Source organism: Amycolatopsis sp. NPDC006131 (genome assembly GCF_040614175.1).
Classification (GTDB): Bacteria; Actinomycetota; Actinomycetes; order Mycobacteriales; family Pseudonocardiaceae; genus Amycolatopsis_E; species Amycolatopsis_E tucumanensis.
In genome coordinates this window covers 8,731-28,838 of sequence record NZ_JBEXTX010000102.1, presented here as the reverse complement: position 1 = coordinate 28,838, position 20,108 = coordinate 8,731, and the positions used below count along the sequence as shown (strand labels likewise).

At 72.1% G+C, this 20,108-nt stretch carries 24 protein-coding genes; 13 read left to right on the top strand and 11 right to left on the bottom strand.

Annotation, left to right across the window (positions count from 1 at the left end; genetic code table 11):
* Positions 1 to 195: 195 nt before the first annotated feature.
* Complete coding sequence (locus tag ABZ215_RS34875; protein WP_354954597.1) at positions 196 to 1,554, bottom strand: MFS transporter; 1,359 nt, start codon at positions 1,552 to 1,554, stop codon at positions 196 to 198.
* A gap of 162 nt (positions 1,555 to 1,716) precedes the next feature.
* On the opposite strand from ABZ215_RS34875, the gene ABZ215_RS34870 reads away from it, so the two are divergent.
* Positions 1,717 to 2,394, top strand: a complete 678-nt coding sequence (locus tag ABZ215_RS34870) for an HAD family phosphatase (RefSeq protein WP_354954595.1) — start codon at positions 1,717 to 1,719, stop codon at positions 2,392 to 2,394.
* A 97-nt stretch (positions 2,395 to 2,491) separates the two neighbouring features.
* A complete protein-coding gene (locus tag ABZ215_RS34865; RefSeq protein WP_354954593.1) occupies positions 2,492 to 2,620 on the top strand; it encodes a hypothetical protein in 129 nt (42 codons plus the stop codon).
* Between the two features lie 224 nt (positions 2,621 to 2,844).
* Here ABZ215_RS34865 and ABZ215_RS34860 read toward each other — a convergent pair whose 3' ends face one another.
* Positions 2,845 to 3,672: an endonuclease/exonuclease/phosphatase family protein gene (locus tag ABZ215_RS34860; RefSeq protein WP_354954591.1), complete on the bottom strand. Its 828-nt coding sequence runs from the start codon at positions 3,670 to 3,672 to the stop codon at positions 2,845 to 2,847.
* A 64-nt stretch (positions 3,673 to 3,736) separates the two neighbouring features.
* Here ABZ215_RS34860 and ABZ215_RS34855 point away from each other — a divergent pair, with 64 nt between their 5' ends.
* Positions 3,737 to 4,183, top strand: a complete 447-nt coding sequence (locus ABZ215_RS34855; RefSeq protein ID WP_354954589.1) for a sigma factor-like helix-turn-helix DNA-binding protein — start codon at positions 3,737 to 3,739, stop codon at positions 4,181 to 4,183.
* Positions 4,184 to 4,190: 7 nt separating this feature from the next.
* Here ABZ215_RS34855 and ABZ215_RS34850 read toward each other — a convergent pair whose 3' ends face one another.
* Positions 4,191 to 4,352 (bottom strand): hypothetical protein, encoded by a 162-nt coding sequence (locus tag ABZ215_RS34850; RefSeq protein ID WP_020418839.1) that lies wholly within the window; start codon positions 4,350 to 4,352, stop codon positions 4,191 to 4,193.
* Positions 4,353 to 5,154: 802 nt separating this feature from the next.
* Positions 5,155 to 5,775 (bottom strand): DUF305 domain-containing protein, encoded by a 621-nt coding sequence (locus tag ABZ215_RS34845; RefSeq protein WP_020423490.1) that lies wholly within the window; start codon positions 5,773 to 5,775, stop codon positions 5,155 to 5,157.
* A gap of 126 nt (positions 5,776 to 5,901) precedes the next feature.
* Here ABZ215_RS34845 and ABZ215_RS34840 point away from each other — a divergent pair, with 126 nt between their 5' ends.
* The 7 genes from ABZ215_RS34840 (at position 5,902) to ABZ215_RS34810 (ending at position 12,129) form a co-directional block, all read left to right on the top strand.
* Complete coding sequence (locus ABZ215_RS34840; RefSeq protein WP_237336786.1) at positions 5,902 to 7,329, top strand: hypothetical protein; 1,428 nt, start codon at positions 5,902 to 5,904, stop codon at positions 7,327 to 7,329.
* 102 nt (positions 7,330 to 7,431) lie between these two features.
* Positions 7,432 to 8,379: a MetQ/NlpA family ABC transporter substrate-binding protein gene (locus tag ABZ215_RS34835; protein WP_237336787.1), complete on the top strand. Its 948-nt coding sequence runs from the start codon at positions 7,432 to 7,434 to the stop codon at positions 8,377 to 8,379.
* Positions 8,376 to 9,389 carry a methionine ABC transporter ATP-binding protein gene (locus tag ABZ215_RS34830; RefSeq protein WP_020423487.1) on the top strand — a complete coding sequence of 338 codons (1,014 nt, stop codon included), beginning with the start codon at positions 8,376 to 8,378 and terminating at the stop codon, positions 9,387 to 9,389. The genes ABZ215_RS34835 and ABZ215_RS34830 overlap by 4 nt, the downstream gene beginning before the upstream one ends.
* Positions 9,386 to 10,048 (top strand): methionine ABC transporter permease, encoded by a 663-nt coding sequence (locus ABZ215_RS34825; RefSeq protein ID WP_020423486.1) that lies wholly within the window; start codon positions 9,386 to 9,388, stop codon positions 10,046 to 10,048. Before ABZ215_RS34830 ends, ABZ215_RS34825 begins: the two co-directional genes overlap by 4 nt.
* A gap of 31 nt (positions 10,049 to 10,079) precedes the next feature.
* Positions 10,080 to 10,907 carry a DUF427 domain-containing protein gene (locus ABZ215_RS34820; protein WP_354954586.1) on the top strand — a complete coding sequence of 276 codons (828 nt, stop codon included), beginning with the start codon at positions 10,080 to 10,082 and terminating at the stop codon, positions 10,905 to 10,907.
* Positions 10,908 to 10,977: 70 nt separating this feature from the next.
* Positions 10,978 to 11,124: a hypothetical protein gene (locus ABZ215_RS34815; protein WP_354954584.1), complete on the top strand. Its 147-nt coding sequence runs from the start codon at positions 10,978 to 10,980 to the stop codon at positions 11,122 to 11,124.
* Positions 11,125 to 11,352: 228 nt separating this feature from the next.
* Complete coding sequence (locus ABZ215_RS34810) at positions 11,353 to 12,129, top strand: APH(3'') family aminoglycoside O-phosphotransferase (RefSeq protein WP_354954582.1); 777 nt, start codon at positions 11,353 to 11,355, stop codon at positions 12,127 to 12,129.
* Here ABZ215_RS34810 and ABZ215_RS34805 read toward each other — a convergent pair.
* Genes ABZ215_RS34805 through ABZ215_RS34795 form a run of 3 tightly spaced genes read right to left on the bottom strand, consistent with a single transcriptional unit; the run spans position 12,116 to position 15,236 of the window.
* The gene (locus ABZ215_RS34805; protein WP_354954599.1) at positions 12,116 to 12,952 is read right to left on the bottom strand and encodes an alpha/beta fold hydrolase; all 837 of its coding nucleotides are present in this window, start codon (positions 12,950 to 12,952) and stop codon (positions 12,116 to 12,118) included. The genes ABZ215_RS34810 and ABZ215_RS34805 overlap by 14 nt on opposite strands.
* A 2-nt stretch (positions 12,953 to 12,954) precedes the next feature.
* Positions 12,955 to 13,752 carry an SDR family NAD(P)-dependent oxidoreductase gene (locus tag ABZ215_RS34800; RefSeq protein WP_354954580.1) on the bottom strand — a complete coding sequence of 266 codons (798 nt, stop codon included), beginning with the start codon at positions 13,750 to 13,752 and terminating at the stop codon, positions 12,955 to 12,957.
* Positions 13,752 to 15,236 carry an NAD(P)/FAD-dependent oxidoreductase gene (locus tag ABZ215_RS34795; RefSeq protein ID WP_354954578.1) on the bottom strand — a complete coding sequence of 495 codons (1,485 nt, stop codon included), beginning with the start codon at positions 15,234 to 15,236 and terminating at the stop codon, positions 13,752 to 13,754. Before ABZ215_RS34795 ends, ABZ215_RS34800 begins: the two co-directional genes overlap by 1 nt.
* Before the next feature lie 114 nt (positions 15,237 to 15,350).
* On the opposite strand from ABZ215_RS34795, the gene ABZ215_RS34790 reads away from it, so the two are divergent.
* The 3 genes from ABZ215_RS34790 to sigJ are packed head-to-tail and all read left to right on the top strand — an operon-like array spanning position 15,351 to position 17,081.
* A complete protein-coding gene (locus ABZ215_RS34790; protein WP_020416804.1) occupies positions 15,351 to 16,007 on the top strand; it encodes a TetR/AcrR family transcriptional regulator in 657 nt (218 codons plus the stop codon).
* A gap of 37 nt (positions 16,008 to 16,044) precedes the next feature.
* Positions 16,045 to 16,188 (top strand): hypothetical protein, encoded by a 144-nt coding sequence (locus ABZ215_RS34785; protein WP_020416803.1) that lies wholly within the window; start codon positions 16,045 to 16,047, stop codon positions 16,186 to 16,188.
* Between the two features lie 17 nt (positions 16,189 to 16,205).
* Entirely contained in the window at positions 16,206 to 17,081 is an 876-nt protein-coding gene (sigJ, locus tag ABZ215_RS34780) for an RNA polymerase sigma factor SigJ (RefSeq protein ID WP_020416802.1), read from the top strand.
* Here sigJ and ABZ215_RS34775 read toward each other — a convergent pair.
* The 4 genes from ABZ215_RS34775 to ABZ215_RS34760 all read right to left on the bottom strand — a co-directional run bounded on the left by ABZ215_RS34775 (position 17,073) and on the right by ABZ215_RS34760 (position 19,699).
* Entirely contained in the window at positions 17,073 to 17,717 is a 645-nt protein-coding gene (locus ABZ215_RS34775; protein ID WP_354954576.1) for a maleylpyruvate isomerase family mycothiol-dependent enzyme, read from the bottom strand. The two genes, sigJ and ABZ215_RS34775, sit on opposite strands and share 9 nt — an antisense overlap.
* Positions 17,711 to 18,349 (bottom strand): SGNH/GDSL hydrolase family protein, encoded by a 639-nt coding sequence (locus ABZ215_RS34770; RefSeq protein WP_354954574.1) that lies wholly within the window; start codon positions 18,347 to 18,349, stop codon positions 17,711 to 17,713. Before ABZ215_RS34770 ends, ABZ215_RS34775 begins: the two co-directional genes overlap by 7 nt.
* Positions 18,350 to 18,454: 105 nt before the next feature.
* The gene (locus ABZ215_RS34765; RefSeq protein ID WP_354954572.1) at positions 18,455 to 18,739 is read right to left on the bottom strand and encodes a hypothetical protein; all 285 of its coding nucleotides are present in this window, start codon (positions 18,737 to 18,739) and stop codon (positions 18,455 to 18,457) included.
* Positions 18,740 to 18,838: 99 nt separating this feature from the next.
* On the bottom strand, positions 18,839 to 19,699 hold the full coding sequence (locus tag ABZ215_RS34760) for an LLM class flavin-dependent oxidoreductase (RefSeq protein ID WP_354954570.1): 861 nt from the start codon (positions 19,697 to 19,699) through the stop codon (positions 18,839 to 18,841).
* Positions 19,700 to 20,108: the final 409 nt, after the last annotated feature.

Sequence of the window (20,108 nt, the reverse complement as noted above, 5' to 3'; positions counted from 1 at the left end):
GTCGCCGAGCAGCCGTGTCAAGGCGGGAAAGCGTGCCTTGACACGGCTGGTCGGCGACTAAAAATCAGCTGTGGATCGGGGGCGGGGGAGGTCTGGTTGGGGTAGTCGGCTGCTTTGCGTTGCCGGGTGGCGGTTGCTGGAGACAGAAGACAGGGGCGGGCCTCGCTTTCGCGTCGGCCCGGTCCTGCTTTTTGGTCAGGAGGGGGCTAGTGCCTCTTCCTCTGCGTTGGCGACCGGCGTCCTGCCGGGGATGCGCGTCGGGTGGTTGATGGGTACTCCGGCGGTCTCCGGCATCAGCATGATGGGCACGATGGCGATCGCGGCGGCGGCCATCAGGTAGAACGCCGGGATCGCCGTGTTGCCGGTGCCGTCGATCAGTGCGGTGATCACCAGCGGCGCCGTGCTGCCGAACGCCGCGGTGGACGTCGAATAACCGATGGCGAAGCCGCTGTACCGGTTGCGGGTGGGGAACATCGCGGGCAGCGCCGAGCCGATCGTGCCGAGCATCAGCACCAGCAGCACCGAAAGCATCGCCATGCCCGCCACCGCACCGAGCACCGAACGGGTCTCCAGCAGGGCGATCGCCGGCCAGCTCACCACCAGGAAACCGATCGCGGCCGTCAGCAACAGCGGCTTGCGGCCCACCCGGTCCGACAACGCTCCCACCGCGTTGATGACGAACAGCATCCCGATCATGAGCCCGAGCGGGATCAGCAGCGACGCCGTGTCGCCGAGTTCGAGCACCTCCGTCAAATACGTCGGCATGTAGGCGATCAGCGTGTACATCGCCACGTTGAGCAGGATCACGAACCCGATCAGGTTGAGCAGCTGCGGCCACATCTTGGTGAACGTCTCCTTCAACGGCACCCGCGACGTGGCGCCGGCCCGTTCCGCCTTCTCGAACGCGGGCGTGTCGGCCAGCTTCGTGCGCAGGTACCAGCCGACCAGCCCGAGCGGACCCGCCACGAGGAACGGGATGCGCCAGCCCCAGCTGTTCAGCGCCGCTTCGGACAGTCCCAACTGGACGGCCGTGGCGAGCAGCGCGCCCGCGACGTTGCCGATCAGCGTGCCGAACTCCAGGAACGAACCGTAGAACCCGCGCCGCTTGTCCGGCGCGTACTCGGCGATGAACGTCGCCGCCCCACCGTATTCGCCGCCGGTCGAGAACCCCTGCGCCAGCCTGGCCAGCAGCAACAGGATCGGCGCCGCCACCCCGATCGTCTGGTAGTTCGGGATCAGCCCGATCACGAACGTCGCGGCCGACATCATGATGATCGTGAACGACAGCACGCGACGACGGCCGAACCGGTCGCCCAGCGGGCCCAGGATGATGCCGCCGAACGGCCGCAGCACGAACGGGATCGCGATCCCGGCGAAGACCAGCAGCAACCGGGCGGTCTCGTCGGCGTCCGGGAAGAAGTTCAGGCCGATGCTCGTCGCGAGGTAGGCGTAGATGCCGTAGTCGAACCATTCCACGGCGTTGCCCATGGCCGCGCCGGCCACGGCACGGCGGACGGTGCGCTCGTCGGGTGGGGCTGCGGAGGTTTCCGTCATGATCGCTGTCCGTTTCATTGTGCGGAAGCAGGGATTCAACAGGTGAAGGATAGGCGCTCAAACCTCCGGATGGGACCTCTTCCGGATGAACTCTGGAAAACAGTTCGGTTTCGCCCTACACTTCGGAAAGATGTTCCGACCACGGGGAAGGGTCAGGTGCCCATGTCCGCGATCCGCCGTGCCGTGGTCTTCGACTGCGACGGCCTGCTGCTGGACACGGCGGCGGCCTGGTACACCGCGTTCCGGACCGGGGCGCAGGCCCTGGAGCTGGAGCTGAGCGACCGGCAGTTCGCCACGCTGGCCGGGGCGTCGGTGGGGGCGGCGGCCGCGCGGATCGCCCTGTGGGCCGGCCAGTCCGGGGAGACCGGCCGGGTCGCGAAGATGCTGGACGAGGCGCTGCGGACAGCGGTGGAACTCCGGCCGCCCGCCGCGCTGCCGGGGGCGCTGGAACTCGTTTCCACGCTGGCCGGGCGGGTTCCGCTGGCGGTGGCGTCGAACGCGCCGGCCGGGGTGCTGACGGAGGTGCTGAGCGGGGCCGGTCTGCGGCCGGCGTTCCGGGCGGTCGTCAGCGCCGACGAGGTGGCGGCGCCCAAACCGGCGCCGGACGTCTACCGGGCCGCCTGCCGAAGACTCGGGGCCGACCCGCGGAGCTCGGTGGCGCTGGAGGACTCAGCAGCAGGCGCGACGGCAGCGCAGGCGGCCGGACTGTCGGTGGTCGTGGTGACGAACAGCGCCTGGCCCGGCCGCACACCGTTGCGCTGGCCGCTTTCGGGCCGGTCGGCGCTCTACGTGACAGCGCTGGACGACCCCGCCGTCCTGCCGCACCTCCTGCACGCGTGATCAGGCGTTGGCGGGCGCGAACGGACCCGTTCCAGCTCGGCCACCACCGGCCCGTGATCGGAGGCCATGGCTGGCGGCGCAGGCAGCCGGACTGGCGGTGGTCGTCGCGACGGACAGTGCGTGGCCCAGCCGCACACCATTGCGCTGGCCGGTTTCCGGCCGGTCGGCGCTCTACGTGACAGCGCTGGACGACCCCGCGGTCCTGCCGCACCTCCTGCACGCGTGATCAGGCGTTGGCGGGCGCGAACGAGTCCGTGAACAGCGCCTGCGCGATCCGCGCGATGAGGGACTCGAGCAGGGTGGCGCCGATCTTGGTGATCACGGCGGCGATGAACTCGGCCATCGGGAACTCCTAGCTTTCCGGGGACACCCAGGCACCGTCGCTTCCGCGGATGAGACGCGGGCAGCACTCGGGTTGCCCGCGGGTGAACTCCCCGTGACCGCTGCGCGCTACGACGAGACCGGCCGCATCCGGTCCAGCTCGGCGACCACCGGCCGGTGGTCGGACGCCGTCGTCGCGACCGCCCGCGCGGAACGGATCCCGAAGTGCGGGGACGCGGTCACGAAGTCGATGCGCTTCACCGGTTCCGCGGCCGGGTAGGTCCCCGCGCGCGGGTCGGCGTCAGCCAAGTCGGTCCACAGTGGAGCGAGTTCGGGTGCGGCGGGTTCGGCGTTGAAGTCGCCGGTGAGGATTTCCGGGCCGGGCAGCCGGTCGAGGACGGCGAGCATGTCGGCGACCTGCGCCTGCCGCACCGACGGATCGGCGCGGTAGTCCAGGTGGGTGGCGTAGACGCGGACCGGCCCGCCGTGCGCGGCGACGGTGACCTCCGCGAAACCCGGCGCGGGGGCTGGGGTGGCGTCCGGGGTGAGCGTCGACAACCGGGTGATCTCGAGGTTCCGCGCGGCGACGATCGGGAAGCGGCTCAGCACGGCGACGCCGTACTGGCGGCGCGGCGCACCGGGGGCGGGCGGGTCGAGGTCGTAGATCGGCGCGAAGAACACGTGCATCTTCAGGGCACGTGCGAGTTCGGTGGCCTCGTCGCGGTACTCGCTGCGCGCGTCCCAGTGGACGTCGACCTCCTGCAGCCCCACGACGTCCGCGTGCAGGTCGCGGATCGCGGCGACGGTGCGGGCGAGGTCGAAGACGCCGTCCTGCCCGGCGCCCGCGTGGATGTTGTAGCTGGCGACGGTGAGCGGCCGGGGCGCCGCGGCAGCCGGAGCCGCGCCGAGGGCCAGAACCGCCGCGATGACCGCCACTGCGAGCCGCATGATGATCACCTTAGCGGCGGAGGCAACCAGGCGGGCGGTTCGCGCGTGGGAGTTGTCGAGGAGGGGGAGCGCGATGGCGGCGCAGGACGTGATGAGCGCGCGGCTTCCCGGCGCGGACCTGGTGGCGGCCGCCGCCGGTGGCGAGACGGGGGCGATCGGGGAACTGGTCGCCGCGGTGACGCCGGTCGTGGTGCGGTACTGCCGGGCGCGGCTGAGCCGGGGCGCGGACGAGGTGGCGCAGGAGGCGTGCCTCGCGATCCTGCACGCGCTGCCCCGCTGGACGGGCTCCTTCCCGGCGCTCGTGTACGAACTGACGGCGCAGACGGTGGCCGGAGCACGCTCCCCCGAGGCCGATTCACCGGTGCTGGCGCTGCCCGGCGTGGAGCGGGAGATCGTGCTGCTGCGCGTGGCGGCGGGTCTGACGGCGGAGGAGACCGCGGCGGCGCTGGGCTTGTCGGTGAACCAGGTGCGCGTGGTGCAGCACCGAGCGCTCAACCGCCTCCGGGCGACGCTCGGGTGAGGCCGCCTCAGTTCGAGGGCGTGCTCGACCGCATGCCGGCCAGCAGGCCGAGGCCCGCCATCACGCCGGCGAGGAAGTACCACGCGTCACCGAGGGCGGCGGACGCGATGATCGCCAGGATGAGGACGCCGCCGGCCGCGGCCCATCCCGTCACGTTCGGCTCCGCCATGGGTTCCACCATCCTCCTCGGTGGCGCGCGCCGCACCACGGAGAGGAGGAATCACCCTCGAAGTGCAACCGGCGGGTGACGTGCCCGGCCCCTGCGTGGGTGGGAGTGAGGGAATGCTCCCCGGGGTGGTGCGCACGGCGGCGGGGTGATGCGGACGGGTAGCGGGCTGCGGCGGCGGGGCGGCGCGCACGGCGGCGGGGCGATGGGGACGGGGTAGCGGGTGGCGGCGGCAGGGCGGTGCGCACGGCGGCGGACCGCGCCGCCGGGAGCGACGGTGAGCGCGGCGAGCTGGCTGCTGCCGAGAGCGGCGGCCCGCAGCGGCGGACGCGGCAAGCTGGCCAGTGGCGAGCGGCGAGTGGCGCCGCAGGGGGCCGCGAGCGCGGCAAGCGCTGCAGACCCAGCAAGGCAGGCCGCAGACGCGGCAGGGCGGTGCGCACGGCGGCGGACCGCGCCGCCGGGAGCGGCGGTGAGCGCGTAGTAGGGCCGCCGGAAGCGGCAGGCGCGGCAAGCTGGCCGGTGGCGAGAGCGGCGGGTGGCACCGCAGGGAGCGGCGGGCGCACCGCAGGGAGCGGCGGGTAGCAGCGCAGGGAGCGGCGGGTGGCACCGCAGGGAGCGGCGAGTGGCACCGCAGGGAGCGGCGGGTAGCAGCGCAGGGAGCGGCGGGCACGCCGCCGGAGGCGGCGAGCGCGGCAGGGCCAGCCGGTAGCGGGCGCGGGTGGCCAGTGCACCGCTCAGCGCGCCCGGCCCCGGCCGAACCGCCCTGGGCCGAGGGCAGTCGAGGCAGCCCTCGCCGGGGCCGGATTCAGCCCGCCATCGAGCGCATCCGCGTCACCTCGTCGCTCTGGGAGGCGATCACGTCGGTGGCCATTTCCTCCACGAAGACGTCCGACCCGGCGCTCAGCACCTCCGTCGCCATGGTGATCGCGCCCTCATGGTGCGCTGTCATCAGCTGCAGGAACATCCGGTCGAACTCGGGACCCGACGCGGCCGCCAGCGCGGCCAGCTGCTCCTCGGTCGCCATCCCCGGCATGGGCCCGTGCGAGCCGTGGTGGCCGGCGTGCTCCCCCGGCACCTCGAGCCCCCGCTGCCGCAGCCACGCCGTCATCGACGTGATCTCCGGCGCCTGCGTCGCGGTGATGCGGGCCGCCAGGCCCTTCACGTCCTCCCGCGCGGCCCGCGCCGGCGCCAGCTCGCCCATCCGGATCGCCTGCTGGTGGTGCATGATCATCCGCTGCGCGTACGACACGTCGGCGTCGTTGTGCCGGTTCGCCGGCACCGCCGAGCCCGCCTCGTCCGCGGGCAGCGTGCGGGCCGGCTCCCCTGGCGCACCGGGCACCACGACCGGCGGCGCCTCCGGCTCGGCTGCGCACGCCGACGCCAGCACCGCCGCGGCCAGCAGCGTTCCCACGACGAACCCCCGCACCCAGGCCTCCTCGCACTCGTCCGTTCCCGCGACCGTACCGCAGGAAAAGCCTACTTTCGGCGCTGTCCTCGCCACCGAGGATCCGGGCATACTTCGTATTTCTTCCGAACGAAAGGGGTTGGCCACGTGGCTCCGGGGACGCAACGCAGACGCCGGCTCTTCGCGCTCGCCGGCGCGATCGCCCTGTCGCTGACCACACTCGGCGCCGCACCGGCGTCGGCCGCTCCCGGCATTCCGGGGGTCGACGAGGTCAGCCAGTCCCGCAACATCCAGCACCTGGCGAACATCCCGAAGCAGGCCCCGTTCGACAACGTGGACGCCTTCGGAACGGACATCGCGTTCACCGACGACCACGCGATCGTCGGCAACTACAACGGCTTCACGATCTACGACATCAAAAAGCCCAGCAAGCCGAAGATCGTCAGCCAGGTCCTCTGCCCCGGCTCGCAGAACGACGTGTCGGTGTCCGGCGACCTGCTGTTCCTGTCCACCGACTCCTCACGCAGCGACAACTCCTGCGCCAGCACGGGCCAGCCCGCCACGAACCAGAACTCGTGGGAGGGCATCAAGATCTTCGACATCAGCGATCTGGCCAACCCGAAGTACGTGGCCGCGGTCGAGACGAAGTGCGGTTCGCACACCCACACGCTGGTGCCGGGCAAGAACGGCAAGGACGTCTACCTCTACGTCTCCTCCTACAGCCCGCGCCCGGAATTCCCGGACTGCCAGCCGCCGCACGACCTGATCTCCGTGGTCAAGGTCCCGGTGCGCAACCCGGCCGCCGCGGCCGTCGTCAACGAGCCGGTGGTCTTCGGCCCGGAGGGCGGCAACCCCGGCATCCCCGGCACCTTCCCGAACCACTACGTCACCGCCACCTCCGGCTGCCACGACATCACCGCCTACCCGGACAAGGACCTGGCGGCGGGCGCGTGCATGGGTGACGGCGTGCTGTTCGACATCTCCGACCGGGAGCACCCGCGGATCATCGAGCAGGTCCAGGACGACACCAACTTCGCGTTCTGGCACTCGGCGACGTTCAACAACGACGGCACCAAGGTCGTCTTCACCGACGAGCTGGGCGGCGGCGGCCAGCCGGCGTGCTCGGCGGGGATCGGTGCGGTCCGCGGCGCGGACGCGATCTACGACATCACCGGCCGCGGCGACGACCGCAGCCTGCGCTTCGCGAGCTACTTCAAGATCCCGCGCGAGCAGGCCGCGACCGAGAACTGCGTGGCGCACAACGGCTCGCTGATCCCGGTCAAGGGCCGCGACATCATGGTGCAGGCCTGGTACCAGGGCGGGATCTCGGTGTGGGACTTCACCGACTCCGCGCACCCGAAGGAGCTGGCGCACTGGGAGCGCGGGCCGCTGTCCACCGAGCAGCTGATCGTCGGCGGGTCGTGGTCGGCCTACTACTACAACGGCCACATCTACTCCTCCGACATCCAGAAGGGGCTGGACGTGTTCGCGCTGCACGACCCGCGCACGGCGAGCGCGAAGTCGGTCCGGATGGACGAGCTGAACGTCCAGACCCAGGGCCGCTACCGCGGGTGATCCACTAGCACAACCGGACGATCGAAGGCAAATCCATCCTGCCGCCGATCACCAGGCGGGACAGCAGTCCCCCAACCCGGTGATCGTCGGCAGGATGGCGCCATGTCCGAAAACACCCCAGACGACGCCATCCTCCCCGAAAAGCCGCGCCGGAAGCGTGGCCCGCTGATCGGCGTCATCCTCGCCGTGGTCGTCGTCCTCGTCGCCGTGGTCCTGATCGTCGTCAACACGACATCGGACTCCGGCACCACCGCCGGTCACACCACCGTGAAGATCGGCGTGACCGACGCCGGCGCCGACTACTGGAAGACCTTCCGGCAGATCGCCGCCGACAACGGCATCGACCTGGAACTGGTCAACTTCTCCGACTACACCCAGGCCAACCCGGCGCTCGCGCAGGGCCAGCTGGACGTGAACCTGTTCCAGCACCTGCTGTTCCTCGCCAACTACAACGTCAGCGCGAACCAGGACCTCACCCCGATCGGCTCGACCTACGTGGTGCCGCTGAGCCTCTACTCGCGCAAGCACGCCACCCTCGCCGACATCCCGGCAGGCGGCCGGATCGCGATCCCGAACGACCCGACCAACCAGGCGCGCGCCCTGCTCGTGCTGCAGTCGGCCGGCCTGATCTCGCTGCGTGGCGGCGGGAACGTGCTGTCCACGCCGGCCGAGATCGACCAGGCCGCCTCCAAGGTGACCGTGACCCCGGTGGACGCCTCGCAGACCGTGGCCGCGCTCCCCTCGGTCGACGGCGCGATCGTCAACAACAACTTCGCCCTGGACGCGAACCTCGACCCGTCGAAGGCGCTGTTCAACGACGACCCGGCGAACCCCTCCGCCGAGCCCTACATCAACACCTTCGTCACCCGCGCGCAGGACAAGGACAACCCGACCTACCTCAAGCTCGCCCAGCTCTACCGCGATCCGCGCGTGGCCGGCGAGGTGAAGGCCGAGTCGAAGAACACCGCCGTGCTGGTCGAGCGCCCGAACACCGACCTGCAGGCGATCCTGGACCGCCTCGAGCAGACCGTGCGGGCCGCGAAGAAGTGAACGCGCTCATCGAGTTCCAGGGCGTCACCAAGCGGTTCGGTGACGTCACGGCCCTGGAAGACGTCGACCTGACCATCGCCGCCGGCGAGGTCTTCGGCATCATCGGCTACTCCGGCGCGGGCAAGAGCACGCTGGTCCGGCTGATCAACGCGCTGGAACCGGTCACCTCCGGCCGGGTCCTCGTCGACGGCGTGGACCTCACCACGCTGCGCGAGCGGGAGCTGCGTGAAGTGCGGGCCGGAATCGGCATGATCTTCCAGCAGTTCAACCTGTTCCGCTCGCGCACGGTGTTCGGCAACGTGGCCTACCCGTTGAAGATCGCCGGGTGGGACAAGGCGCGCCGGAAGGCGCGGGTGGCCGAGCTGCTGAAGTTCGTCGGCATCACCGACAAGGCGTGGCACTACCCGGACCAGCTCTCCGGCGGGCAGAAGCAACGCGTCGGGATCGCCCGCGCGCTGGCGACGAACCCGAAGATCCTGCTCGCCGACGAGTCCACCAGCGCGCTCGACCCGGAGACCACCGGCGAGGTGCTGCGGCTGCTCAAGCGGGTCAACACCGAGCTGGGCGTGACGATCGTGGTGATCACCCACGAGATGGAGGTGGTGCGTGAGATCGCCGACCGGGTCGCGGTGCTGGACTCCGGCCGGGTGATCGAGCAGGGCAGCGTGTTCGAGGTGTTCTCGTCGCCGAAGACGCGCACGGCGCAGCGGTTCGTCGGGTCGGTCGTGCGGGACACCCCGGACGGCGCGGACCTGGACCGCATCCGGGCGCGGCACGGCGGGCGGCTGGTGTCGGCGAAGGTGCACGACGACGGCAGGCTGGGCGCGGTGCTGTCCGACGCGGTCGGCAAGCACAACGTGCGGTTCGAGATCGTCTACGGCGGCATCACCGCGTTGTCCGGCCGGTCGTTCGGCGGTCTGACGCTCGAACTGATCGGCGCCGACGCCGACGTGGACGCCCTGATCGCGGACCTGCGCGCCACCACCGAGATCGAGGAGATCGCGGCATGAGCCTGGACTGGGAGACCCTGGGCCCGGTGTTCTGGGAGGCCATCGCGCAGACGCTGGGCATGGCCGTGGTGACGCTGGTCGTCGGCGGCGCGCTCGGGCTGGTGCTGGGCATCCTGCTCTACACGACGCGCGCGGGCGGGCTGCTGGCTAACCGGTTCGTGTTCACCGTGCTCAACGTGCTGGTGAACATCATCCGGCCGATCCCGTTCATCATCTTCATCACCGCCATCGGGCCGGTGACGATCTTCGTCGTCGGCACCCAACTGGGCACCGCGGCGGCGACGTTCGCGCTGGTGTTCGCGGCGACGTTCGGGATATCCCGGATCGTCGAGCAGAACCTGGTCACCATCGACCCCGGCGTGATCGAGGCGGCGCGGGCGATGGGCGCGAGCCCGCTGCGGATCATCCTCACGCTGCTGGTGCCGGAGGCGCTCGGGCCGCTGGTGCTGGGCTACACGTTCGTGTTCGTCGCGATCGTCGACATGACGGCGGTGGCGGGCGCGGTCGGCGGCGGCGGGCTCGGTGACTTCGCCATCACCTACGGCTACCACCGGTTCGACTGGGTGGTGACGTGGCTGGCGGTGGTGACGATCATCGTGCTGGTGCAGGGCGCGCAGTTCCTCGGCAACTGGCTGGCGCGCAAGGCGCTGCGGCGTTGACGCGCGGGGCGGCGGGGCGGACAGTGGGGCGATGGCGCTGCAGCTGAGCCTTCGTCAGGCGCGTGAGCTGCCCGAACTGCGGTTCGAGCCGACGCGCAAGCGGGTGCGGGCGGTGGCCGGAGGGAAGGTGTTCGCCGATTCCCGCCGGGCGGCCCTGGTGTGGGAGCCGCGGCGGGTGGTGCCGCAGTACGCCTTCCCGGCGGCCGACGTCCACGCCTCGCTCACGCCCGCCCCGCCGTCCGACGTCGAGTGGCACCCGGTGTCGCTCGGGCCCAACACCGGTGTGCTGGACCCGAGCACCGGGTTCGCCGCGCACACCACCGCGGGCGCGCCGCTCACGCTGAGCCTGGACGGGGTGGTCCTGGAGGGCGCCGGGTTCCGGCCGGACGACCCGGATCTGGCGGAGTACGTGATCACCGACTTCGACGCGTTCGACGAGTGGCTCGAAGAGGACGAGCCGATCGTGTCCCACCCGCGCGACCCGTTCCACCGCGTCGACGTGCGGCGCAGCTCGCGGCACGTGCGGGTGGAGGTCGACGGGGTGGCGCTGGCGGACACGAAGGCGCCGCTGCTGGTGTTCGAGACGTCCCTGCCGCCGCGGCTGTACCTGCCACCGTCCGATGTGGACTTCGGCAGGCTGCGCGAGTCGGCCAGGGAGACCACGTGCGCCTACAAGGGGCGGGCGCGGTACTGGTCGGCCGAGGTCGGCGGCCGGACGCACCCGGACCTCGCGTGGGCGTACGAGAAGCCGCTCCCGGACGCCGCGCAGCTCGCCGGGCACGTGGCCTTCTTCGACGAGCACGTGGACGTGATGCTGGACGGGGAGCGGGTGCCGCGGCCGGTCACACCCTGGTCCTGAACCGACAGCCCGATCACCCAGGTGACGCCCAGTCGGCGGCAACCCGGGCGCATGGCGTCGGCGGCACCCGTTGCGCGCCAAGCACCCACCGCACACGCGCCCGGTCCCCGCCCCGAACGCCACCAAGATCGCCCGGTACCTGGCCTTCTCCGACGAGCACGTGGACGTGACGCTGGACGGGGAGCGAGTGCCGCGGCCGGTCACGCCCTGGTCCTGAACCGACAGCCCGATCAGCCGGGTGACGCCCAGTCGGCGGCAACCCGGGCGCATGGCGTCGACGGCAACCGTTGCGCGCCAAGCACCCACCGCACACGCGCCCGGTCCCCGCCCCGAACGCCACCAGACCACCGGGCACGTGGCCTTCTCCGACGAGCACGTGGACGCTGGACGGGGAGCGAGTGCCGCGGCCGGTCACGCCCTGGTCCTGAATCGATAGCCTGACGCCATGCACGATCATCCCGGCTGGCGTCCGGTCACCGGTGGCGAGTCGGGCGCCGCGGTGTTCCGCAGCGCCGACGGCGACCGCTACGCCAAGCACGTGCCGCCCGCGGACGCGCCCGGCCTGCGGCACGAACGCGACCGGATCGCCTGGCTCGCCGGGCAGGGCGTGCCGGGACCACGGGTGCTCGACTGGCACTCCGGCGAGACCGGCGCCTGCCTGGTGACCAGCGCGGTCCCGGGCGTGCCTGCCGACCGGCTGTCCGCCGACGACCTCGGCCGCGCCTGGCCGCACATCGCGGACGCGGTGCGGCGGCTGCACGACCTGCCCGCGGACGACTGCCCGTTCAGCCGCGACCTGGACACGATGGTCGCCGTGGCGCGGGACGTCGTCGCCCGTGGTGCGGTGAACCCGGAATTCCTGCCCGTCGAGCAGCAAAACACCCCGCCGCCGGAACTGCTGGCGCGTCTCGTGCCGCAGGTCGAGCGGCGACGCGCCGAGGAGGCCACCGACACCGTGGTTTGCCACGGCGACCTCTGCCTGCCCAACATCGTCGTCGACCCCGAGACCCACGAGGTCACGGGCTTCGTCGATCTAGGGCGCCTCGGCCGGGCCGACCGCCACGCCGACCTCGCGCTGCTGCTGGCCAACGCCAGGGAGACCTGGCCGGACGAGGAACGGGCGAGGGCCGCGGACGCGGAGTTCGCCGAGCGGTACGGCACGGCGCCGGACGCCGGCCGGTTGCGGTTCTACCTCCACCTCGACCCGCTCACCTGGGGCTGACCTGCTCCGCCCAGAAGCGCGTCACCAGGTCGTGGAACTCCGCGGCCCGCTCGGTCTGCGGCATGTGCCCGGTGTCGGTGAACAGCCGGGTCTGCGCGTGCGGCAACGCGCGCCGGGCGGCGTCGAGGTGCAGGGCGGGCAGGATGAGGTCGCGGTCGCCCCACACGACGAGCGTCGGCAGGGCCCGCGCGGCCACCGCCTCGATCAGCTCGGCCCGCCAGTCCTCCCGCACGCCACGGAAACCGCCGAGCCCGCGCGCCGTCTCCAGCATCACCCGCGCGGCGTGCGGCTGCCGGGCGATCTCCAGCGCGTGCTCGACCCGCTCCCGCGTCGCGAACTTGCGGTCGTGGAACAGCGCCCGCTCGGTCCGCACCGCCCCGGCCACACTGGGGCGTAGGAGCAGCTTGCCCAGCGGCCGCAACGCCAGCAGCCGCAGCGCGATGGTCACCTCGCGGCCGAACCCCGCGCTGTTCACCAGCGCCAGGCTCCGCACCCGCTCCGGCGCGTCGACCGACAACCGCATCGCGACCGCGCCGCCGAGCGAGTTCCCGGCCACGTGCACCGGCCGCGTCTCCCCCACCGCGTCCAGGAAGTCCGCCGCGAACCCGGCCAGCGCGGCGAGCGTGTGCTTGCCCGGCAACGGTTCCGACATCCCGAAGCCGGCGAGGTCGACGCTGTAGGTGCGGTACGAGCCGGCGAGCAGGTCCTGCTGCTCGGACCAGTCCCGCAGGCTCCGGCCGATCCCGTGCAGCAGCAGGACCGGCGGCCCGTCGCCATCGGCCCGGTAGCGGGCCCGCCGCCCGCGCACGTCCACGAAGTCCATGGTCACCGCAACCTGCCCAGCAGCCGGCTGTGCGCGCCGGGCAGCAGCCGCACCAGCAGGTCGAGGATCTTCGCGTCCCGGCCGATCAGCACGCGCGGCTTGCGGTGCTCGATCGCGTCCACGATGACCGCCGCGGCCTTCGCCGGGTCCATCCGCAGCACGCGTTCCCACTGCCGCGTGTCCATCCCGCCGGCCACGCCGCTGCCGACGCGCGCGGACTCCGCGATGCGGGTGCGGATGCCGCCCGGGTGCACCGACGTGACCCCGACCTGGCCGGCCAGCTCGTGCCGGATCGCCTCGGTGAACCCGCGGATCGCGAACTTGCTGGCCGAGTACGCCGACTGGCCGGGCGGCGCGATCAGCCCGAACAGGCTGGACACGTTGGCGATGTGCGAGCCGGGCGCGGCCTTGAGCGCGGGCAGCAGCGCGTGCGTCAGCTGGACCGGGGCGCGGAAGTTGACGTCCACGACCCAGCCGAACTCCTCCAGCGTCACCTCGTCGAACCGGCCGCCCAGCGCGACCCCGGCGTTGTTGATCAGCAACGTCAGCCGCGGGTTCTCGGCCAGCACCCGCTCGGCGGCCGCGGCGGTCTCCTCCGCCGAGGCCAGGTCGGCCACGTGGGTGGAGGCGTCCACGCCCGTCCCCACGGCCTTGGCCACCGCCGCCAGCCGGTCGGCGTCGCGGTCCAGCAGCACCAGGTTCGAGCCCCGCGCGGCCAGCGCGTGCGCCAGCGCCTCGCCGATCCCGCTGGCCGCCCCGGTCACCACGGCCGTGCCGCCGTCGAACACGTAGTCACGCATCAGGCCACCCGCTCCTTCGCCTGCTTGGCGGTGCGGGTGAACCGCATGGCGTCGTCCGTCAGCGACCCGTGCCGCATCAGCAGCACGTCGCGCGGGTAGTTCTGGAACAGCCGCCACGGCGCGGCCGGGCCCTGCTTGGGCAGCTTGTCGATGCTGCGCAGCACGTACCCGGACTTGAGGTCGATGAGCGGCTCGGTCCCGCGGACCGACGGCGGCGGCACCGGGGTGCAGGTGGTGTAGCCGTGCTCGTCGAGGTGGTTGAGCAGGCGGCACACGTACCCGGCGACGAGGTCGGCCTTCAGCGTCCAGGACGCGTTCGTGTAGCCGATGGTGAACGCGTAGTTCGGCACGCCGGAGAGCATCATGCCCTTGTACGCCAGGCGTTCGCCGATCTCCACCGGCTCGCCGTCGACCACCAGGTCCAGCCCGCCGAACGGCAGCAGGTTCAGGCCGGTGGCCGTGACGATGACGTCGGCCTCCAGCACCCGGCCCGAGGACAACCGCACGCCCTCCGGGGTGAACTTCTCGATGGTGTCGGTGACGATGTCGGCCTTGCCGCTGCGGACGGCCTTGAACAGGTCGCCGTCCGGCACGAAGCACACCCGCTGGTCCCACGGGTCGTAGCTGGGGTTGAAGTGCCGGTCCACCTCGAACCCGCTTGGCAGCTGCGCGGACACCGCCTTGCGCAGGAACTTCCGCACGAACGCCGGGGTGCGGCGGCTGAGCTGGAAGAACAGCATGGCGGACAGCACGTTCTTCCACCGCACGATCGGATAGGCCACCTTCGGCGGCAGCACGCCGCGCAGCTTGTCGGCGACCGGATCGGTGCCCGGCAGCGACAGCACGTAGCTGGGCGAGCGCTGCAGCATCGTCACGTGCGCCGCGTCGCCTGCCATCGCGGGCAGCAGCGTCACGGCCGTGGCGCCGCTGCCGATCACGACGACGCGCTTGCCGGTGTAGTCCAGGTCCTCCGGCCAGTGCTGCGGGTGCACGACGGTGCCGACGAACTCCTCCTGGCCGGGGAACTCCGGCGCGTAGCCCTGGTCGTAGCGGTAGTACCCGGAGTTGACGAACAGGAAGTCGCAGGTGATCCGCACCCGTTCGCCGGTGTCGGTGCGCTCGGCCTCGACCGTCCACAGTGCCTGGTCCGACGACCACTCCGCACGCACCACGCGGTGGTGGAACCGGATCCTGCGGTCGATGCCGCGTTTGCGCGCGGTGGTCCGCACGTACTCGCGGATGGACGGGCCGTCCGCGATCGCCTTCGCGTCGGTCCACGGCTCGAACGAGTAGCCGAGCGTGAACATGTCCGAGTCGGAGCGGACGCCCGGGTAGCGGAACAGGTCCCAGGTGCCGCCGATCGCGCCGCGCGACTCGAAGATCGCGTAGGTGCGGCCGGGGCACTCGGCCTGCAGGTGGCTGGCGGCGCCGATCCCGGACAACCCGGCACCGACGATCAGGACGTCGACGTGTTCCAGCGTCATCGCTTCCCCGTTCCTCAGGCGTCTGCCACCGCAACGTACCAACGGCATGTCGACATGGTCAACACCCTGTCGAGAACGCCGACAAAGTGTTGGAGCACCTGATACGGTGAGCGCATGGCCACCGATCCCGCCGTCCGCAACCGCCCGGCCCGCGGCCGCCGCGCGCCCCGGCCCAGCGGTGACGAGCGGGAGCTGGCGATCCTCGCCACCGCCGAGCGGCTGCTGGCGGACCGGCCGCTGAGCGACATCTCGATCGACGACCTCGCGCGTGGCGCGGGCATTTCCCGGCCGACGTTCTACTTCTACTTCCGCTCCAAGGACGCGGTGCTGCTCACGCTGCTGGACCGGGTCACCGAGGAGGCCGACCGGGCGTCCTCGGCGGTGTTCGACCACCCCGCCCCGACCCCCGCGGAGCGCTGGCGGCAGTGCCTGGACGCCATCTACACGACGTTCCGGGCGCACCGCTCGGTCGCGCTCGCCGCCGCGGAGGCCCGCCACACCAACGCCGAGGTGCGGGACCTGTGGGCGGGGATGATGGGGACCTGGGTCAGCCGCACCGCGGAGGCCATCGAGGCCGAGCGGGCGCGCGGCGCGGCCCCGCCCGGACGGCCGGCGCGGGAGCTGGCGATCGCCCTGAACCTGATGAACGAGCGCGTCCTGTACGCCACCTTCGCCGGCGACGAGCCGGCCGTGCTGGAGGCGAACGCGGTCGACGTGCTGCTCGACGTGTGGCTGACCACCATCTACCGCACCACCGAACCGCCGGCCTGACCCGTTTCGGCGGCCCGCGGCCGGGTAGCCCGGGCGCATGGAACGCAAGCACGACGACGCCCGCGACGAGCTGCCCGGCGCCGAGGACTCCTCCCCCGAGGAGCAGGAGGTGCTGCGCGGCGAGCAGGGCACGTCCTCGGGTGACGAGCACGACGATTTCGATCCGCAGCAGGGCCGGTAACTGGCATCCTGGGAGGCGTGGACCGCCTCGCCCGTTTCGAAGCCAACCGCCCGCGCCTGCTCGGCCTGGCCTACCGGCTGCTCGGCGAGGCGTCCGAGGCCGAGGACGTCGTGCAGGAGGCCTACCTGCGGTGGGACGCCGCCGACGGCGTCGAGGTGCCGGAGGCGTGGCTGACGAAGGTCGTCACGAACCTGTGCCTGACCCGGCTCACCTCCGCGCGGGCGCGGCGCGAGCTGTACACCGGGCCGTGGCTGCCGGAGCCGGTGTTCACCGAGCACGGCGAGCTGGGCCCGCTGGAGACCGCCGAGCAGCGCGACTCGCTGTCGATGGGACTGCTCTTCCTGCTGGAACGGCTGACCCCGCCGGAACGCGCGGCGTTCGTGCTGCGGGAGGCGTTCGGCCACAGCCACCGCGAGATCGGTGAGATCCTCGACCTCGACGAATCCCACGTCCGCCAGCTCTACCGCCGCGCGCGGCAGCACGTCGGCGACGGGCGCAAACGCTTCACCGCGACGACCGAGCAGCGCCGCGAGATCGTGGAGCGGTTCCTCGCCGCCACCGTCGACGGCGACCTGGCCGCGCTGGAGCGGATGTTCGCCGACCAGGTCGTGTCCTGGGCGGACGGCGGCGGCAAGGTCAGCGCGGCCCGCCGCCCGATCCTCGGCCGCGACCGCGTCGCCCGGTACGTCGCCGGTCTGCACCGCGACCCGCGTGCGGACCAGATCGAGTTCGCGGTGCGCTCGATCAACGGCTCGCCCGGCCTCGCGATGCACCTGCACGGCGAGCTGTTCGGGGTCGTGCTGCTCGAACCGGGTGAGGACGGCCTGATCGCGCTGCACACGGTCGTCAACCCGGACAAGCTCGCGTACGCCGCGGCCCAGAAGTCAGCGTGAGTAGACGTTGACGTCGCGGCCGAGGCCGAGCGCGGCCGGGTCGCGTCTGCCGGAGGCGGTGAGCACGAAGTCCAGCGCGTCCGCCTCGACTGCGCCTCCCCCGTGGCCGATGTCGACCGGGCCGAAACCGCGCAGTTCCAGGCGTGCGGGTCCCCAGCCCTTCTGACGCAAGGACTCCGCCACCCAGTGCACAGCGGCGGTCAGCCCGCTGCCCCGTTCGGACTCGCGACCCAGCGCGGCGCGGATGTCGTCGCCGTGCACGTAGGCGTCGTACCACAGGGTCAGGACGCCGTTGCCGACCGTCCGGCCCTGCACGTCGCTCGGCTTCGCCCACAGTCGATCGTCGAGTGTGGACAGTGCCGCCCGGAGTTTCCCGTTGGCTTCGCGGAGCATCGCGGCCAGCTCGGCGGGCTCGTGGTGCGCGAGAGCCGCGGCCTGCTCGTCGGGGGTGCGCCTGCCGATGGTGCCCGCCGCGGTGTCGACGGCGTTGCCGACCACGTGCGCGGCGACGTCCCGGACCCGCCACTTCGTGCACCGGGTGGGCGCGTCCCAGCCGTCGGCGGCCGACTCGACGAGCCCGGCGAACAGGTCGTACTGGCCGGTGACGCCCTCGACGACCTGCTGCCGGGTCAGCACGACAGCTCCGCGGCGAGCCTGCGGACCGTTTCGGTGACGACGATCGCGTGGCCGCGGGCGTTGACGTGCAGCCGGTCGGCGCTGTAGATCCCCGCGTCGGCGGAGGCCGGGTGGTCGCCGAGATCGATGTACCAGGCGCCGTAGCGGTCGGCGACGCGGCGGGTCAGCCGCGCGAGCTGAGTCAGGCGCACCCGGAGCCCGTCGCGCCGGTCCTCGTCGGCGACCGGGGACCGGGAGATGTCGAACAGGCCCATGACCACCACGGCGGCGCCGGCCGCGCGCAGGGCGGAGACGATCTCGGAAAGCGTTTCCTCGACCGCGACGGGGTCGAACGAGCGACGCAGCATGTCGTTGCCACCGGCGGCGACCACGGCCAGGTCCGGCCGGAAGTCCAGGGCCGCGGCGAGCTGGGTGTCCCGGACCTGGGCGGCGCGCAGGTCGCGCACGCCGAGGTTGGCGTAGGCCAGGCCGGGCTGCTGTTCGCGCAGCAGGTCGGCGAGCCGGTCGGCCCACGGCGGCGGCGGGTAGCCGTCGACCGGGTCGCCCAGCCCCTCGGCGACGCTGTCGCCCAGCACGGCGAGCCGCCGCCACGGCGCGCCGCGCAGTGATCCGGTGAGCACGTCGGTCGTCATGGTCGCCCCCGTCGTCAAACTTTGTGGACGACCGTACTTTAAGTTTGGGCGCGAGATCGAGTCAAGGAGATATTCGCTGCGGTTTTGCGACGGACGGGTGTCCGGTCAGTTGCGGCGCTGGCTGGGGATCGTCTCGGCGCCGGCCCGGCGGGCCGCGACGACCAGACAGCGCTCGCACGGCATGCCGACTGGGCGGTCCAGCAGGTCCAGCTCGCCGCGGCGGCCCTCGAAGCCGCAGTACGCGACCAGCACGCCGGGCCGCTCTGCGGGCAACGGGAAGACGTGGGCAACGCGCTGGGTCTCGCCCACGGTGCCGGGCCGTGGCCGGGCGAGGACGAACGTTCCGTTCAGTCCCGCCGGCTCGTCGCGCACCCTCACCCATCCGCTCACGGTGAGCCTCCTCTCCGGTGCACCCCGGTGGGTCCACTCCGGATACTCGTGGCGGTGGTTCCCTGGTGCGGGCACACGGCAAACGCCGCGGCCGGGTTTTCACCCGACAGTGCCGGGTTCGTCCACAGTGGGCAGCCGCGCGGCGAGGAGCCCGATCTGCTCCGGCTCGCCCGTGCAGGGCAGCAGCACGAGGTCGTCGGCGCCTGCCTCGGCGAGGCGGGTGATCTCTTTGTGCAGGTGGCCGCGGTCGGTGAGCACGTCCGGCCGCACCTGGTCGGCGTAGGCGGGGCCGTAGTAGTGGGCGATGTAGTCGTCCGCGCGGCGCTCGGCGCCCGGCCCGAAGCAGAAGTACCGCTCGACGACGATCCGCGCTCCCGGCGAGATCGCGCGGACGGCCGCCACGCCTTGTTCGAGGACCGGCAGGCCGAAGGAGGGCGCCACCCAGCCGCCGGACATCGCGGCGGCGCGGGCGAATCCGGCCGGGGTGAGCCCGGCCAGCAGCAGACCTGGACGCCCGTCCGGCAATGCCGGGACCGGCCCGGAGGCGCCGTGCGTCTCGCCGCGCCAGACCGCGCGCATGGCCGCCAGGGTGTCCTCGAACGCGGCACCGCGGCCGGTCATGGGGACTCCGCTGGCCGCGTAGTCCTCCGGCCAGCCGCCCATGCCGAGCCCGACGGTGAGCCGGCCGCCGGAAAGCCGTTCCAGGGAGCCGATCTGCTTGGCGAGGAGCACGGGATTGCGGCGGTAGCCGGCGTTGAGCACGGTGGTCATCAGCTCGATCCGGGTGGTGCGCGCGGCCGCGGCGGCCAACGCGACGAGCGGATCGAGGTTGTCGTAGACGAGCCGGTCGATCACACTCAGCGAGGCGAACCCGAGGCGTTCACACTCCGCGGCCCAGTCCCCGATCGACGTGAAGTCCGCCCCCGGCACAGCGGCGGGAAGCCCGATTCCGATACGCATGCCGTGGACGCTAGGACCCGCGCGGGGCGGCGGTCTTGAACGGAACGGACACTCGCCCTCAGGCGCGCGCCGCGTCGATCGCTCCTCCGAGCGCACTGATCATCACCGGCGCGACCAAGCGGGCACCCTCCGTCACACCCAAGCCGATACGCGGGCCGCGAGGGCGCCCCATCCCGGCGGCGTCGACCAGAACACGCACCCACCCATCAACCCCGCGCCGCATCCAGCACCGGCCCCAGCTCCGCCACCACCGCATCCAACCGCGCCACATCCCCCAGCGCCCACACCATCACAACCGCCCCACCAAACCCACCATCAACCCCGCGCCGCATCCAGCACCGGGCCCAGCTCCGCCACCACCGCATCCAACCGCGCCACATCCCCCAGCGCCCACACCATCACAACCGCC

Excerpts from the sequence above, each read along its gene's own strand:
- ABZ215_RS34875 (WP_354954597.1), bottom strand. The coding sequence starts at position 1,554 with ATGACGGAAACCTCCGCAGCCCCACCCGACGAGCGCACCGTCCGCCGT.
- ABZ215_RS34870 (WP_354954595.1), top strand. The coding sequence starts at position 1,717 with ATGTCCGCGATCCGCCGTGCCGTGGTCTTCGACTGCGACGGCCTGCTG.
- ABZ215_RS34855 (WP_354954589.1), top strand. The coding sequence starts at position 3,737 with ATGGCGGCGCAGGACGTGATGAGCGCGCGGCTTCCCGGCGCGGACCTG.
- ABZ215_RS34850 (WP_020418839.1), bottom strand. The coding sequence starts at position 4,352 with ATGGCGGAGCCGAACGTGACGGGATGGGCCGCGGCCGGCGGCGTCCTC.
- ABZ215_RS34835 (WP_237336787.1), top strand. The coding sequence starts at position 7,432 with ATGTCCGAAAACACCCCAGACGACGCCATCCTCCCCGAAAAGCCGCGC.
- ABZ215_RS34825 (WP_020423486.1), top strand. The coding sequence starts at position 9,386 with ATGAGCCTGGACTGGGAGACCCTGGGCCCGGTGTTCTGGGAGGCCATC.
- ABZ215_RS34820 (WP_354954586.1), top strand. The coding sequence starts at position 10,080 with ATGGCGCTGCAGCTGAGCCTTCGTCAGGCGCGTGAGCTGCCCGAACTG.
- ABZ215_RS34810 (WP_354954582.1), top strand. The coding sequence starts at position 11,353 with ATGCACGATCATCCCGGCTGGCGTCCGGTCACCGGTGGCGAGTCGGGC.
- ABZ215_RS34805 (WP_354954599.1), bottom strand. The coding sequence starts at position 12,952 with ATGGACTTCGTGGACGTGCGCGGGCGGCGGGCCCGCTACCGGGCCGAT.
- ABZ215_RS34800 (WP_354954580.1), bottom strand. The coding sequence starts at position 13,752 with ATGCGTGACTACGTGTTCGACGGCGGCACGGCCGTGGTGACCGGGGCG.
- ABZ215_RS34795 (WP_354954578.1), bottom strand. The coding sequence starts at position 15,236 with ATGACGCTGGAACACGTCGACGTCCTGATCGTCGGTGCCGGGTTGTCC.
- ABZ215_RS34790 (WP_020416804.1), top strand. The coding sequence starts at position 15,351 with ATGGCCACCGATCCCGCCGTCCGCAACCGCCCGGCCCGCGGCCGCCGC.
- ABZ215_RS34785 (WP_020416803.1), top strand. The coding sequence starts at position 16,045 with ATGGAACGCAAGCACGACGACGCCCGCGACGAGCTGCCCGGCGCCGAG.
- ABZ215_RS34770 (WP_354954574.1), bottom strand. The coding sequence starts at position 18,349 with ATGACGACCGACGTGCTCACCGGATCACTGCGCGGCGCGCCGTGGCGG.
- ABZ215_RS34760 (WP_354954570.1), bottom strand. The coding sequence starts at position 19,699 with ATGCGTATCGGAATCGGGCTTCCCGCCGCTGTGCCGGGGGCGGACTTC.